The 13,742-nt window shown below is 69.3% G+C and carries 15 protein-coding genes; 8 read left to right on the top strand and 7 right to left on the bottom strand.

Features of this window, described 5'->3' with window-relative positions:
* Positions 1-40: 40 nt before the first annotated feature.
* Positions 41-610, top strand: a complete 570-nt coding sequence (locus tag NBY69_RS20075; RefSeq protein ID WP_374211301.1) for an Lrp/AsnC family transcriptional regulator — start codon at positions 41-43, stop codon at positions 608-610.
* Positions 611-658: 48 nt separating this feature from the next.
* On the opposite strand, the gene NBY69_RS20070 is transcribed toward NBY69_RS20075, so the two are convergent.
* The gene (locus tag NBY69_RS20070; protein WP_250302405.1) at positions 659-1,258 is read right to left on the bottom strand and encodes a TetR/AcrR family transcriptional regulator; all 600 of its coding nucleotides are present in this window, start codon (positions 1,256-1,258) and stop codon (positions 659-661) included.
* Entirely contained in the window at positions 1,258-2,790 is a 1,533-nt protein-coding gene (locus NBY69_RS20065) for a 3-hydroxyacyl-CoA dehydrogenase (protein ID WP_250302404.1), read from the bottom strand. The genes NBY69_RS20070 and NBY69_RS20065 overlap by 1 nt, the downstream gene beginning before the upstream one ends.
* Before the next feature lie 122 nt (positions 2,791-2,912).
* On the opposite strand from NBY69_RS20065, the gene paaN reads away from it, so the two are divergent.
* Positions 2,913-4,586, top strand: a complete 1,674-nt coding sequence (paaN, locus tag NBY69_RS20060; protein ID WP_250302403.1) for a phenylacetic acid degradation protein PaaN — start codon at positions 2,913-2,915, stop codon at positions 4,584-4,586.
* A gap of 118 nt (positions 4,587-4,704) precedes the next feature.
* On the opposite strand, the gene NBY69_RS20055 is transcribed toward paaN, so the two are convergent.
* The 3 genes from NBY69_RS20055 to NBY69_RS20045 are packed head-to-tail and all read right to left on the bottom strand — an operon-like array spanning position 4,705 to position 7,312.
* Complete coding sequence (locus NBY69_RS20055) at positions 4,705-5,397, bottom strand: TrmH family RNA methyltransferase (RefSeq protein ID WP_374211300.1); 693 nt, start codon at positions 5,395-5,397, stop codon at positions 4,705-4,707.
* A complete protein-coding gene (locus NBY69_RS20050; protein WP_250302402.1) occupies positions 5,394-6,638 on the bottom strand; it encodes an HTTM domain-containing protein in 1,245 nt (414 codons plus the stop codon). Before NBY69_RS20050 ends, NBY69_RS20055 begins: the two co-directional genes overlap by 4 nt.
* Positions 6,635-7,312: a DUF5819 family protein gene (locus tag NBY69_RS20045; protein WP_374211299.1), complete on the bottom strand. Its 678-nt coding sequence runs from the start codon at positions 7,310-7,312 to the stop codon at positions 6,635-6,637. The genes NBY69_RS20050 and NBY69_RS20045 overlap by 4 nt, the downstream gene beginning before the upstream one ends.
* A gap of 213 nt (positions 7,313-7,525) precedes the next feature.
* Here NBY69_RS20045 and paaA point away from each other — a divergent pair, with 213 nt between their 5' ends.
* From paaA to NBY69_RS20015, 6 genes are all read left to right on the top strand, one after another.
* Positions 7,526-8,536 (top strand): 1,2-phenylacetyl-CoA epoxidase subunit PaaA, encoded by a 1,011-nt coding sequence (paaA, locus tag NBY69_RS20040; protein ID WP_250302400.1) that lies wholly within the window; start codon positions 7,526-7,528, stop codon positions 8,534-8,536.
* The gene (gene paaB / locus NBY69_RS20035; RefSeq protein WP_250302399.1) at positions 8,533-8,844 is read left to right on the top strand and encodes a 1,2-phenylacetyl-CoA epoxidase subunit PaaB; all 312 of its coding nucleotides are present in this window, start codon (positions 8,533-8,535) and stop codon (positions 8,842-8,844) included. Before paaA ends, paaB begins: the two co-directional genes overlap by 4 nt.
* On the top strand, positions 8,841-9,542 hold the full coding sequence (gene paaC / locus NBY69_RS20030; RefSeq protein WP_250302398.1) for a 1,2-phenylacetyl-CoA epoxidase subunit PaaC: 702 nt from the start codon (positions 8,841-8,843) through the stop codon (positions 9,540-9,542). The genes paaB and paaC overlap by 4 nt, the downstream gene beginning before the upstream one ends.
* On the top strand, positions 9,536-10,030 hold the full coding sequence (gene paaD / locus NBY69_RS20025; RefSeq protein WP_250302397.1) for a 1,2-phenylacetyl-CoA epoxidase subunit PaaD: 495 nt from the start codon (positions 9,536-9,538) through the stop codon (positions 10,028-10,030). The genes paaC and paaD overlap by 7 nt, the downstream gene beginning before the upstream one ends.
* Positions 10,031-11,092, top strand: a complete 1,062-nt coding sequence (locus tag NBY69_RS20020) for a 2Fe-2S iron-sulfur cluster-binding protein (RefSeq protein WP_250302396.1) — start codon at positions 10,031-10,033, stop codon at positions 11,090-11,092.
* Between the two features lie 92 nt (positions 11,093-11,184).
* Entirely contained in the window at positions 11,185-12,333 is a 1,149-nt protein-coding gene (locus tag NBY69_RS20015; protein WP_250302395.1) for an acyl-CoA dehydrogenase family protein, read from the top strand.
* A 124-nt stretch (positions 12,334-12,457) separates the two neighbouring features.
* On the opposite strand, the gene NBY69_RS20010 is transcribed toward NBY69_RS20015, so the two are convergent.
* Positions 12,458-12,802 carry a rhodanese-like domain-containing protein gene (locus NBY69_RS20010; RefSeq protein WP_250302394.1) on the bottom strand — a complete coding sequence of 115 codons (345 nt, stop codon included), beginning with the start codon at positions 12,800-12,802 and terminating at the stop codon, positions 12,458-12,460.
* Positions 12,803-12,848: 46 nt separating this feature from the next.
* Positions 12,849-13,631 (bottom strand): hypothetical protein, encoded by a 783-nt coding sequence (locus NBY69_RS20005; protein WP_308409491.1) that lies wholly within the window; start codon positions 13,629-13,631, stop codon positions 12,849-12,851.
* Positions 13,632-13,742 lie beyond the last annotated feature (111 nt).

Below are 13,742 nucleotides of genomic sequence, written 5' to 3'. Positions count from 1 at the left end.
CAAACGGTTCTCCACAGCCTGGGATAGGAGCAGGTCGTCCATGACGGAAAGGTGGGGGCAGGTGCCAGCTGAACAAATGGCCGACGAGGGCGACCGCCCTCCGGCCCGCCCGATCGACGCCATCGACCGGGACATCCTGCAGTTCCTGCAGAAGGACGGCCGCGCCTCGATACGGTCCGTGGCCGATCGCGTCCATGTCTCTCGCGCCAACGCGTACGCCCGTATCAACCGGCTCATCGACGACGGCGTGATCCGCGGGTTCAGCGCCAGGGTCGATCACGAACGCGCGGGCCAGGGCTCCTCCGCGTACATCACGCTCAAAATCGTCCAGAACTCCTGGCGCACGGTCCGCAAGCAGCTCACGGAGCTGCCGGGCACCGCCCACATCGCGCTGGTCAGCGGCGATTTCGACGTACTCCTGCTCGTGCACAGCGCGAACAACAGAGCGCTGCGCGAGCTGGTCCTGACCAGGATCCAGGCGATCCCCGAGGTGCTGTCGACACGGACGCTGCTGGTGTTCGAGGAGACCGATCTCGATCCGGCGAAACCCACGGACACCTCCGGCCCGCCCGGTCCTGCGGGCGGGCCGCCCCCACTGCCCAGGCCCTGACACCTCACACTGCCGGTCACCTCGCCGACGGATCCGGCCGATCGGGCGTCAGCGGGCCGGCCCCACCCGCAGACCTTCGAACGCGAGCTGTACGACCGCCTCGGCCAGCTGCTCCGCGTCGGGACCTGTCCCCTGCGCCGGGCGGTACCACTCGACCAGCGAATTGATCATCCCGAAGAGCAGCCGGGTCGCGAGCCTGATGTCCACGTCGGAACGGAGATCGCCCTCGGACACCGCCGCCTTGAGCAGATCGGCGACCCGCTGGTCGAATTCACGGCGCCGCTCCATCGCCCAGCGCTCGGTCTTCGTGTTGCCGCGCACCCGGAGCAGCAGCGTCACGTAAGGCAGTTCGGCCGTGAGCACCTCGACGGTACGGCGCGTGACGTACTCCACCCGCTGGATCGCGCGCCCCCGCGCCGCCCCCGGCTCCTCCAGTACGCCGAAGAGCCCGTCTATCGCGCGGCTGACCGCCCGCCGCAACAGCTCCTCCTTACCGGCCACATGGTGGTAGATCGAGGACTTGGAGATCCCCGCGGCCCTGGAGAGATGCTCCATGGACGTGCCGTCGTAGCCGCGCTCGTTGAAGACGCGCACCGCGACCGTCAGCAGGGTCTCCGGTGTGTAGGTGTCCCGCTTGGGTGTGCTCATCAGGCTGTCCCGCCCTTCTCCTGATGGACGTACGACTGCCGGTACAGAGCCAGCGACGGCGCATAGCGCCCGCTCGGCACGCGCGCGTGGAGCTCGTCCAGCAGCTCGTGCGCCCAGGCGCGGCCGAGCTTGCGGCCCCACTCGACCGGACCCAGCGGGTAGTTGACCCCCAGTCGCATCGCCGTGTCGATGTCCTGCGCGGACGCGACCCCCTTGGCCAGGGCGTCGGCGGCCAGATCCACCATCATCGCCACGGTGCGGGCGACGATCATGCCCGGGACGTCACCGATGACGCTGACCTTCTTACCGAGGCGCTGGAAAAGGCCGATCGACTGCCTCAGGGTCTCCCATCCGGTGACCTCGGACGCGGACAGCGCGACCCTCGTCGCCGCCCGGTAGTCCAGTGCCAGGTCGAAGTAGACGACATCGCGGAACTCGGCGGACGTCTGGCCGTCGGCCAGCACCAGCTGACCGCCGCTGGGCAGCAGAATCCGGCTCCCGCCGTCCTCGTCCTCCTCACGCACAGCGATTCCGGCCTCGCGGAACATCGCGACCAGCTCCCCGGCCGGTCCGAGGTCGCCCTCCACGGTGATACCGGCCGGGGGCTCGGTGGCCGGGGCGGTGTGCGGCTCGGGACGTACGGCGCCCTCCCCGTACGCGTACCAGCCCCGGCCGCTCTTGCGCCCGTGCCTGCCGGACTCGACCAGGCGGCGCTGCGCCAGCGACGGCCGGAACTTGGGGTCCTGGAAGAACGACTCCCAGACCGAGCGGGTGACCGCCTCGTTGACGTCCTGGCCGATCAAATCGGTCAGCTCGAAGGGGCCCATCCGGAAACCTCCGGACTCCCTGAGGACCGCGTCGATGGTGGCCGGGTCGGCGCCCCGCTCCTCGTGCACGGCGAAGGCCTCGGCGTAGAAGGGGCGGGCCAGGCGGTTGACGACGAAACCAGGGGTGTCGGCGCAGCGCACCGGGGTCTTGCCCCAGGCGGCGGCTGTCGCCCACGCGCGCGTGGCGCTCGATTCGTCGGTCGCGAAACCGCTGACGATCTCCACGAGCGGGAGCAGCGGCGCCGGGTTGAAGAAATGCATCCCCACGAAGCGGCCGGGGTGCTTCAGGGGGCCCGCGACGGCGGTGACCGAGAGGGAAGAGGTGTTGGTCGCGAGCAGACAGTCGTCGGCCACGAACTCTTCCAGAGCTGCGAAGAGCTCCTGTTTGACGGGAAGTTGTTCAAGGATCGCCTCGACGACCAGCGCGGCGTCGGCGAGGTCGGCAAGCTCCGCCACCGGGCGCAGCCGGGCGCCGGCCGCTTCGCGCTGCGCCTCGCCCATGCGCCCCTTCTCGACCAGCCGGTCCAGCCGCGCGGCGATGGCTTCGGCGGCCTGCTCCGCGCGGCCCGGAACGGCGTCGTAGAGACGCACAGGATGCCCTGCGACCAGGGCGACCTGCGCGATGCCCTGACCCATCGTGCCGGTGCCGACGACTGCGACGGTGCGGCTCTGCGACAGGGCGGCCGTGTGTGCGGTGGCGGTCATGGGGCGATCTTCCCGTACTGAGTTGTCCACAGTCTGCCCGGACCCCCTTGTCCCGACCGATCGTTCGGTTACTCTAACTTTGACCACCTGTCCTGCGCAGCTCGACGAGGAGTTGTTCCGAGATGCAGCTGACCGAGCTGTCCCAGACCCACCGGCCCACGCTCGACCAGGCCCTCGACGCGATCCGTACGCGTGCGTACTGGTCCCCGCACCCCGAGCACCCCAAGGCCTATGCCGGTGACGGCAAGGCCGCATTCGACGCGTTGCTCGGCAAGCGCCTCGACCTGGGCCAGCCGGGCACCGACGACTGGACCGGCGGCGAAGTCTCGCCGTACGGAATCGAGTTGGACATCAGCTATCCGCACCCGGACCTGGACGTCCTGCTGCCCGCGATGAGCGCCGCGACAGGCTCCTGGCGCGCGGCAGGACCCGAGGCCAGAGCCATGGTCTGTCTGGAGATCCTGGCGCGGATCAGCGCCCGCACGCCCGAGTTCGCGCAAGCGGTGATGCACACCAGCGGCCAGGCCTTCATGATGGCGTTCCAGGCCGGTGGCCCGCATGCCCAGGACCGCGGCCTGGAGGCCGTGGCCTATGCCTTTGCCGAGCAGGTCAGGACACCGTCGGCCGCCGACTGGTCCAAGCCGCAGGGGAAGCGCGATCCGCTGGAGCTGCGGAAGACCTTCACCGCGGTCGGTCGCGGCATCTCACTGCTGATCGGCTGCAACACCTTCCCCACCTGGAACGGCTACCCCGGCCTGTTCGCCTCCCTGGCGACCGGAAACCCGGTCCTCGTCAAACCGCACCCGCGTGCGGTCCTGCCGCTCGCGCTCACGGTCCAGGTGGCCCGCGAGGTCCTCTCCGAGGCCGGCTTCGACCCGAATCTGGTCGCCCTGGCCGCCGAACGGCCGGGGGAGGGAATCGCCAAGTCCCTTGCCGTACGGCCGGAGATCAGGATCATCGACTACACCGGATCGACCGCCTTCGGCGACTGGCTGGAGGCCAACGCCCGCCAGGCACAGGTCTACACGGAGAAGGCCGGGGTCAACACGGTCGTCGTCGACTCCACCGACAACTACAAGGGCATGCTCTCCAACCTGGCCTTCTCGCTCTCCCTCTACAGCGGCCAGATGTGCACCACCCCGCAGAACCTGCTGATCCCGGCGGACGGCATCGCCACGGACGCCGGGCACAAGACGTACGACGAGGTCGTCAGCGATCTCGCGGCAGCAGTGGCCGGACTCCTCGGCGACGACGCCCGTGCCAACGCGCTGCTGGGCGCACTGGTCAATCCGGATGTGAAGGCGCGCCTGGACGCGGCGGCCGGACTGGGCGAAGTGGCCTTGGCATCACAGGAGATCGTCAACCCCGACTTCCCGGACGCGGTGGTGCGTACGCCCGCGATCGTCAAGCTGGACGGCGCCCGGAAGTACTGGGACGGGGCGGACGCCGATGCCGCCTATCTGTCGGAGTGCTTCGGCCCGGTCTCGTTCGCGGTGGCCGTCGACTCCACCGAGGCCGCCCTCGATCTGCTCCGCCGCACGGTCCGCGACAAGGGAGCGATGACCGTCGGCGCCTACACCACCTCGGCCGAGGTGGAGCACGCCGTCGAGGAGGTCTGCCTGGAGGAGTGCGCCCAGCTGTCGCTGAATCTGACCGGCGGGGTCTACGTCAATCAGACCGCGGCGTTCTCGGACTTCCACGGCTCGGGCGGCAACCCGGCGGCGAACGCGGCGCTGTGCGACGGGGCGTTCGTGGCGAACAGGTTCCGGACAGTGGAGGTACGCAGGCAGGCGTAGCGCCTCCGGACAGACGGTGGAGGCGGTGGAGGCGGGCGCGGTTGGCTGCGGGCGGTGGGAGACGCCCGCAGCCGTGCCCCGGGCCTGTCTCGGCTCGGCACGGCCCGGGACAAGCGGCTCAGCCGATCTCGGCGTACCGCTGGACCCAGGCGTGCATGGCAATCGCTGCGGCTGCGCCCGCGTTGATCGACCTCGTCGAGCCGAACTGCGCGATCGAGCAGACCACCGACACGTGCCTCCGTGCCTCCTCCGTCAGCCCCGGTCCCTCCTGCCCGAACAGCAGCACACACCGCCGCGGCAGCTCGGTCCGCTCCAGCGGCACCGCTCCCGGAAGGTTGTCGATCCCGATGATCGGCAGGTTCTCGGCGGATGCCCACGCCGTCAGCGATTCGGTGTCCGGGTGGTGCCGCACATGCTGGTAGCGGTCGGTCACCATCGCACCGCGCCGGTTCCAGCGTCGGCGCCCCACGATGTGGATCTCCTTCGCCAGGAAGGCGTTGGCGGTGCGGACGACTGAACCGATATTGAAATCGTGACCCCAGTTCTCGACCGCCACATGGAAATCGTGGCGCCGGGTGTCCAGGTCCGCGACGATCGCCTCACGCGTCCAGTACCGGTAGGCGTCGACCACATTGCGCCGGTCCCCACCCGCCAGCAGCTCCGGGTCGTACCACTCGCCCTCCGGCCAGGGCAGTGGATGCGGCCCGACGCCGACCTCGGCCGTGAAGCCCTCGTCGTACTGCGCGGGCTCTTGGGGCCGCACCGGCTCCTCGTACGGAACCGGTTCTTCGGGGGAGATCTCGCTGGTCACCCCACGAGCGTACGGGGCTGATCGCCCTGCTCCCCTTCGGCCGTACGCCGCGGCCCGACCACGGTGGCACCCGCCCGCGCACCCGCTCTCGTACGCGAGGTCAGCAACGCCGCCCGGCCGCCCAGCCACAGCAGGAAACCGGTCGGCAGGAAGACCGCGTCCGCGGCGATCATCGCCATGGAGAAGAACGGCAGCCCCAGCATCACCGCGATACCGGCGTGCTCCAGCATCATCGCGACCAGCAGGAGGTTCTTGACGCGCCGGTTGAAGAGTGTGAAGGGGAAGGCCACCTGCACGATGACCGTGCCGTACGTCAGCACCATCACCATCACGCCGCTGGTCGCGAGCAGCGAGGACAGACCGGGCCAGGGCGCGAAGTAGTGCAGATTCAGCGGGTAGTAGAGGGCGGTGCCGTCCTGCCAGCGAGAGCCCTGGATCTTGTACCAGCCGGCGGTGGAGTAGATCAGACAGACCTCGGCCATGATCACGACAAGGGTGGCATTGTGGGCAAGATTGGCAACGACATCGAGGAAGGTCCGGGGCTCACCGGGGGCATACCGGCACACCGCCCACCACACCCCCTGGACCAGCCACATTCCCCAGAAGATCAGTTGCCACCCGCCGCTCAGCTTGCCGAGAAGCGTGGCGGCGGCGAGCGCGGCACCGAGCACGACCCACAGCAGCGGTCCCACCCGGTCCGGGGCTCCCGGCAGGGTGCGGTCGGAGTCGGCGCCGTCGGCAGCCTTCCCTGCGGCACGCGCGGCACGCGCGGCACGGCGCGCGTCGAGCGACCAGACCTGTGAGCAGCGCGTCAGCACCAGATACGTCGCCATGATGTGGATGACGTTGTCACCGCCGTCGCCCACGAAGATCGACCGGTTCTGCAGCGACAGCACGCCGATCATGAACAGTACGGAAGCGACCCGGGTGTGCCAGCCCAGGAGCAGCAGCAGGCTGGAGAGGACGGCCACGGCGTACACCAGCTCGAACCACAGGGTGGAGTCCGACCACATGAGCAGCGTGAAGGCGTGGTTCCCGTCGATCAACTGCTTCGCCATGCCCCAGTCCCACGGGGCGTGCGGCCCGTACAACTCGCGGCGGTGCGGCAGCTCCCGCAGGAGAAAGAGCAGCCAGGTGCCGGAGAAACCGATCCGGACCACGGCGGTCTGATAGCGGCCGAGCGAGGCGGAGGTGATGCGCTGGATACCGCCCGCGATCTTGTTGCTGACTGCTGAGCTCACCGGTCGGCCTCCGTACGGTCCGCTGGGACGACCGTCCACCAGGGCAGAACCCGGTAGGAGGTGCCTGTGTCGATCTTCTCGTGACTCCACGGGGGAGCCTTGAGCGAGGCAGTGGCCGACCGGACCTGTATCCGCTCCACCGTGGAACCCGCCTTCTTCGGTCCGTCGCCCAGTCGCATCACCACGATGCGGCGGATGTAACGCTCCGAGAGGTCCGCCCGCAGGCCGCCCGCCTGATTGTCGTTGGGGTGCGCGTTCGTGTAGAAGTCCCAGGCGCGCCGCAGTTCGTTCTGATCGACATGGCTCGGAAGGATGTTTCCGTGCAGCGCGGCCCCGTCCTCGGCCGAGAGGTCGGTCCAGCCGGTGGTACTGACACCGCCGTCCTTCGTACGGATCTCGGCACGTGCCTGGACCGCGATGTTCTGCTGGAGCGGGTTGGGCGCGAAGAGCTTCCAGTTCTGCTCGAACTCGGGATAGATCCAGTCGTCCACCGCTTTGCCGTACTGCTTGCTCACCGTGTTCGAGGGCGCCACGTGCAGGAACACCATGGCGAGGTGGACGGCGGTCAGCACGCCGATCATCCCGAGCGCGATGGCTGCTGCCACCTGGTACGGGAAGGAGAGCGCGACGATGCCACGCGCCTCGGGCCGCTGCACCGGCTCACGTGACGACACCGGCTCAGGTCTCGACACCGGCTCACATGGCTGATGGGACGCACGTGGCCCATTCGCTTCGGGCACCCCACTGTCGTACGAATCCATCCCGCCCCGATCCTCTTTGACGCCCGACGGTCCCCAGGTCAGTTATCCACAGGGTTGACACCCTAAGGGCCCTCGCCCCACCATTGAAGTCCATGAACCGAACGATCGGTCGGTAGGGGGCTCGCGATGGCGACAGTGGCGTACGGGACGGACGGGGCACCACAGACCCCGGCGGCCCCAAGGGAAGCAACGGCGTCTCAGGCCGCATTCGACGCCGCGGTGGCGTCGGACGAGCGGATTGAGCCGCGCGACTGGATGCCGGACGCCTACCGCGCCTCACTCGTCCGCCAGATGGCGCAGCACGCACACTCGGAAATCATCGGGATGCAGCCCGAGGCGAACTGGATCACCCGCGCACCCTCTCTGCGCCGCAAAGCGATCCTGATGGCGAAGGTCCAGGACGAAGCGGGACACGGCCTCTACCTCTACAGCGCGGCCGAGACCCTGGGCACGGGCCGTGAGGAGTTGCTCGACAAGCTCCACTCGGGCCGCCAGAAGTACTCATCGATCTTCAACTACCCCACGCTGACCTGGGCGGACGTCGGCGCTGTCGGATGGCTGGTGGACGGCGCCGCCATCACCAACCAGGTGCCGCTCTGCCGCTGCTCCTACGGCCCTTACGCCCGCGCCATGGTCCGTGTCTGCAAGGAGGAGTCCTTCCATCAGCGCCAGGGCTTCGAGCTGCTGCTCACCCTCAGCCGTGGCACACCGGAGCAGCACGCGATGGCACAGGACGCCGTCGACCGCTGGTGGTGGCCGTCGCTGATGATGTTCGGTCCGCCCGACGACCAGTCGGCGCATTCCGCCCAGTCCATGGCCTGGAAGATCAAGCGGCACTCCAACGACGAGCTGCGCCAGCGATTCGTGGACATATGCGTCCCACAGGCCGAGACGCTGGGGCTGACGCTCCCCGACCCGGATCTGCGGTGGAACGCGGAACGTGGGCAGCATGACTTCGGCGCCATCGACTGGACCGAGTTCAAGGAAATCCTCAAGGGCAACGGGCCCTGCAACGAACAGCGGATCACCCAGCGGCGCCGGGCCCACGAAGAGGGCGCCTGGGTCAGGGAGGCGGCGACCGCGTACGCCGCGAAGGACCACGCACGCCACGGAGCACCAGGGAAGGCACGCGCATGACCGCCGCATCCGAGAGCGCCACGGGCGCTGGGGACTGGCCGCTGTGGGAGGTGTTCGTACGCTCACGCCGCGGGCTGTCCCACACCCACGCCGGGAGCCTGCATGCCCCGGACGCGGAGATGGCCCTGCACAACGCCCGCGATCTCTACACCCGCCGGAACGAGGGCGTCTCGATCTGGGTGGTCCCCTCGACCGCAGTCACCGCCTCCTCGCCGGACGAGAAGGACTCCTTCTTCGAGCCCGCCGGCGACAAGCCCTACCGCCACCCCACGTTCTACAAGATCCCGGAAGGGGTGCGGCACCTGTGACCGCGGCTCTCGCCCTGGGCGACGACGCACTGGTGCTCTCCCACCGGCTGGGGGAGTGGGCAGGACACGCGCCGGTACTGGAGGAGGAAGTCGCCCTCGCCAACATCGCACTGGACCTGCTGGGGCAGGCGCGGGTGCTGCTCTCCCTCGTCGGCGACGAGGACGAGCTCGCCTATCTCCGTGAGGAGCGTGCCTTCCGCAACCTCCAGCTGGTCGAGCAGGAGAACGGCGACTTCGCGCACACCATCGCCCGTCAGCTCTTCTTCTCCACCTGTCAGCGCCTGCTGTACGAGCAGTTGGCGGCCGGGGACGGCCCGTTCGCCCCGCTGTCCGCGAAGGCCGTCAAGGAAGTCGCCTACCACCAGGACCACGCCGAACAGTGGACGCTGCGACTGGGCGACGGGACAGCGGAGAGCCATGAGCGGATGCAGCGAGGCCTGGACGCCCTGTGGCGCTTCACCGGGGAAATGTTCCAACCCGTCGAAGGGCTGGACGTGGACTGGACAGCACTGGCAGCCGACTGGTCCCGGTCCGTGACCTCCGTACTGGAGCGGGCGACGCTGACGGTGCCGGCGGGGCCCCGGAGCGGGGCCTGGTCCGCGGGGGCCGGCCGGCAGGGACTGCACACCGAGCCGTTCGGGCGGATGCTCGCCGAGATGCAGCATCTGCACCGCAGCCACCCGGGGGCGACATGGTGACCACGACACCGCTCGAAGCGGACCTGCGCCGTCTCGCCGGATCCGTCCCCGACCCCGAACTTCCGGTCCTGACGCTGGAGGAACTCGGCGTACTGCGCGGGGTCGAGATCCTCGGCCCCGGCCGGGTCGAGGTGGAACTCACCCCGACGTACACGGGCTGCCCCGCGATCGAGGCGATGTCCTCGGACATAGAGCGGGTGCTGCACGAACACGGCATACCGGAGGTCTCGGTCCGCAAGGTCCTGTCCCCCGCCTGGTCGACGGACGACATCACCGCCGAAGGACGCCGCAAGCTGGCCGAGTTCGGGATCGCTCCCCCGCGTCCGACCGGTCCGGGCGCCCCGGTCGGAGTCGCCCTGTCCATCCGCTGCCCGAACTGCGGATCGACTGAAACGGAGCTGCTGAGCCGCTTCTCCTCCACGGCGTGCAAAGCACTGCGCCGCTGCACCTCCTGCCATGAACCCTTCGACCACTTCAAGGAGTTGTAGATGTTCCATCCGCTCCGGGTCAGCGCGGTCGAACAGCTCACGGACGACGCGGTGGCCATCACGTTCGCCGTACCGCCGGAACTGCGCGAGACGTTCCGCCACACACCCGGCCAGCACGTGGCGCTGCGTCGGATCGTGCGCGGTACGGAGATCCGGCGTACGTACTCGATCTGCACCCCGGCGCCCGAGCGGGCCGACGAACCCGTCGTCCAGGTGGGGGTGCGGCTGGTGGAGGGCGGTGAGTTCTCGACGTACGCGTTCAAGGAGCTGGCCGTCGGCGACACCGTCGAAGTGATGGAACCGATGGGACGCTTCAGCTTCGAGCCCCGCCCGGGAAGGTTCGCGGCGATCGTCGGCGGCAGCGGCATCACCCCGGTCCTCTCGATCGCCGCGACCCTGCTCATACGTGAGCCGGAGGCGCGGTTCTGCCTGATACGCAGCGACCGGACGGCGGCGTCGACGATGTTTCTCGACGAGGTCGCCGATCTGAAGGACCGCTGGCCCGACCGCTTCCAGTTGGTGACCGTGCTGTCCCGCGAGGAACAGCAGTCGGGGCTGCCCTCCGGGCGGCTCGACCAGGAGCGTCTGACCGGGCTGCTGCCCGCGCTGCTCCCGGTCACGGAGCTGGACGGCTGGTTCCTGTGCGGACCCTTCGGCCTGGTGCAGGGCGCCGAGCGGGCGCTGCGCGGGCTCGGCGTGGCCAAGACCCGTATCCATCAGGAAATCTTCCATGTCGACGACGGAGCGGCCGTCACCGCCGCCCCGCCCGGGGCAGCGGTCCCGTCACACAGCAGGCTGACCGCCACGCTCGACGGCCGTTCGGGCAACTGGCCGGTCCGGGACGGGGATTCGCTTCTCGAAACGGTCCTGCGCAGTCGCTCGGACGCGCCGTACGCCTGCAAGGGCGGGGTGTGCGGGACCTGCAGAGCCTTCCTGGTCTCGGGCGAAGTGCGGATGGACCGCAACTACGCGCTGGAGCCGGAGGAGACCGAAGCGGGATACGTACTGGCCTGCCAATCGCACCCGCTCACACCGGAAGTGGAGCTGGACTTCGACCGCTGACCGCATTCCGTGCGTCGACGGTGTTCCGCTCAGCGCCTCCCTGACCTAATCTGACGCCGCATCAGAAATGGTCGGCGCGGGAGGACAGAGCTGTGGACTTCACCTTCACCGAGGAGCAGCAGGCGGCCGTTGAGGCGGCGAAGGCAGTCTTCTCGGGCGTCGCGCCCGACGGAGTGCCCAGCCCCGCGCTCAGCGCCGGGGCAGTGGCCGAGGACTTCGACCGGGCACTGTGGGGCAAGCTGGCGGAGGCCGACCTGCTGAGCCTCGTGCTGGACCCCGGGTACGGCGGGGCAGGACTCGGACCGATCGCACTCTGCCTGGTACTGCGCGAGGCCTCCCGGGTGCTGGCCCGGGTGCCCCTGCTGGAGACCAGCGCGGTCGCCATGACCGTACAGCGATACGGAGACGCCGAGTTGAGCGGTGAGATCCTGCCCGCCGTCGGCCGCGGCGAGCTGGTCCTCACCGTCGGGGCCAACGGCCGTACCGGCCACGACCCCGCCGAACTGGCCGTCACCGCCCGCCGGGAGGACGACGGCTGGGTACTCGACGGAGTGCAGACAGGTGTTCCCTGGGCGCAGACCGCGGACCGCGTCGCGGTACCCGCCCACACCGGCGCGGGCCACCCGGTGATCGCCCTCGTCCCCCGCTCCGCGCAGGGAGCCGATCAGCCGGGGATCACTCTGGCCGAGCAGTTCTCCACCAACGGAGAACGCTTCGCCGAGGTCCGGCTGGAATCCGTGCGCCTCGCGGACCGCGACGTCATCGACGCCGACGGCGCCTGGGAGTCCCTGCGAGACCTGCTGACCACCGGGACCTGCGCGCTCGCGCTCGGCCTGGGCGAGGGCGTGCTCACCATGACCAGCGCCTACACCAGCAAACGGGAGCAGTTCGGTTTCCCGGTCGCCACCTTTCAGTCGGTCGCTGTCCAGGCCGCCGACCGGTACATCGACCTCCGCGCCATGGAGGTCACGCTCTGGCAGGCCGCCTGGCGCATCTCCACCGGTGCGAGCGGGGCGCTTCCCGCGGCCGGTGACATCGCCGTGGCCAAGATCTGGGCATCCGAAGGCGTACGCCGGGTCGTCCAGACCGCGCAGCATCTGCACGGCGGCTTCGGCGCGGACACCGACTACCCGCTGCACCGCTATCACGCCTGGGCCAAACAGCTGGAGCTCTCACTCGGCCCCGCCGCGGCCCACGAAGAAGCGCTGGGCGATCTGCTGGCCGCCCATCCCCTCGGTTGATCCAGCGGTCCCGGACCTCATCGGCCCCAGACCTCATGGGCCCCGGCCAGACCAGAAAGCCCCGGTCAGACCACGAGGGCCCAGTCAGAACACGAGGCCCCGGCCAGACCACGAAGTCCTCTGGTCAGACCACGAACGCCGGGCCTCCGCCGTCCGCCACCATCGGACGCCCGGCGCTCTCCCAGGCAAGCATCCCGCCGTCGACGTTCACCGCGTCGATGCCCTGCTGCACCAAGTACTGGGTGACCTGCGCGGAACGGCCACCGACCCGGCAGATCACGAAGGCCTTGCCGTTCTCGGCCACGGCCTCCGTCACTTCACCGAAGCGCGCCACGAAGTCGCTCATCGGAATGTGCAGGGCCCCTTCGGCATGCCCGGCCGCCCACTCGTCGTCCTCCCGGACATCCAGTACCAGCCCGTCAGCCGGCACCGCCGCGACATCCACCTGGGGCAGCGGGGCGAAATTCATGGGTCATGCCTTCTCTCGTACATGCACGGCAGGGTCACCGGGAACGCTACTGCACCATCTCCGCCAGCTCGGCCTCTCGCTCGGAGACCTGTGCCAGCAACTGCTCGGCGATCTCCTCCAGCAACCGGTCGGGGTCGTCGGGCGCCATCCGGAGCATCGCTCCGATCGCACTCTCCTCCAGTTCATGGGCGACCAGGGACAGCAGCTCCTTGCGCTGGGAGAGCCATTCGAGCCGGGCGTAGAGCTCCTCGCTCTCGCTGGGCGCGGCAGCTTCCTGGACCGGACCGGCCGCCCACTCCTCACCCAACTCCCGCAGTACGGCCTCGTCCCCACGGGCATACGCGGCGTTGACCCGCGTGATGAACTCGTCCCGCCGGTTCCGTTCCGCGTCGTCCTGCGCCAGATCGGGATGCGCCTGGCGGACCAACTCGCGATAGAGCTTGCGGGCCTCCTCGCTGGGCCGTACCCGCTTGGGCGGCTGCACCGGCTGCTCGTTCAGCATGGCCTGGGCCTCGGGCGACATCCCGTCCGGGTCGATCCAGTCGTGGAACAGCTCGTCGACACCGGGCATGGGCATCACGATCGCCCGCGCCTCCTGCGCCTTGCGCAGATCCTCCGGGTCACCGCTGCGCGCCGCTCTGGCCTCGGCGAGCTGCGCATCGAGCTCGTCCAGACGCGCGTACATGGGACCGAGTCTCTGGTGGTGCAGCCGGGAGAAGTTCTCCACCTCCACCCGGAACGTCTCCACCGCGATCTCGAACTCGATCAGCGCCTGCTCGGCGGCGCGCACGGCCTTCTCCAGCCGCGCCTCCGGCCGCTGCTCGCCCATGGGCTGCTCGCTCTGCTCGTCGTTCCGGGTCGTCGTTCCCCCGGTGGCATCCTCCGTCACCCGGCCAGCCTACGGGCGCCCTCCGCTTACCCGTCACAGTCCCGGTCCGGC

Source organism: Streptomyces sp. A 4/2 (genome assembly GCF_940670765.1).
Taxonomy (GTDB): domain Bacteria; phylum Actinomycetota; class Actinomycetes; order Streptomycetales; family Streptomycetaceae; genus Streptomyces.
Note: the sequence above shows the minus strand (reverse complement) of the source record. Positions and strands in the feature narration are given on the sequence as shown.

Bases quoted from the DNA above. Each gene is read 5' to 3' on its own strand.
- NBY69_RS20075 (WP_374211301.1), top strand. From the start codon at position 41: ATGACGGAAAGGTGGGGGCAGGTGCCAGCTGAACAAATGGCCGACGAG.
- NBY69_RS20070 (WP_250302405.1), bottom strand. From the start codon at position 1,258: ATGAGCACACCCAAGCGGGACACCTACACACCGGAGACCCTGCTGACG.
- NBY69_RS20065 (WP_250302404.1), bottom strand. From the start codon at position 2,790: ATGACCGCCACCGCACACACGGCCGCCCTGTCGCAGAGCCGCACCGTC.
- paaN (WP_250302403.1), top strand. From the start codon at position 2,913: ATGCAGCTGACCGAGCTGTCCCAGACCCACCGGCCCACGCTCGACCAG.
- paaA (WP_250302400.1), top strand. From the start codon at position 7,526: ATGGCGACAGTGGCGTACGGGACGGACGGGGCACCACAGACCCCGGCG.
- paaB (WP_250302399.1), top strand. From the start codon at position 8,533: ATGACCGCCGCATCCGAGAGCGCCACGGGCGCTGGGGACTGGCCGCTG.
- paaD (WP_250302397.1), top strand. From the start codon at position 9,536: ATGGTGACCACGACACCGCTCGAAGCGGACCTGCGCCGTCTCGCCGGA.
- NBY69_RS20020 (WP_250302396.1), top strand. From the start codon at position 10,031: ATGTTCCATCCGCTCCGGGTCAGCGCGGTCGAACAGCTCACGGACGAC.
- NBY69_RS20010 (WP_250302394.1), bottom strand. From the start codon at position 12,802: ATGAATTTCGCCCCGCTGCCCCAGGTGGATGTCGCGGCGGTGCCGGCT.
- NBY69_RS20005 (WP_308409491.1), bottom strand. From the start codon at position 13,631: ATGGGCGAGCAGCGGCCGGAGGCGCGGCTGGAGAAGGCCGTGCGCGCC.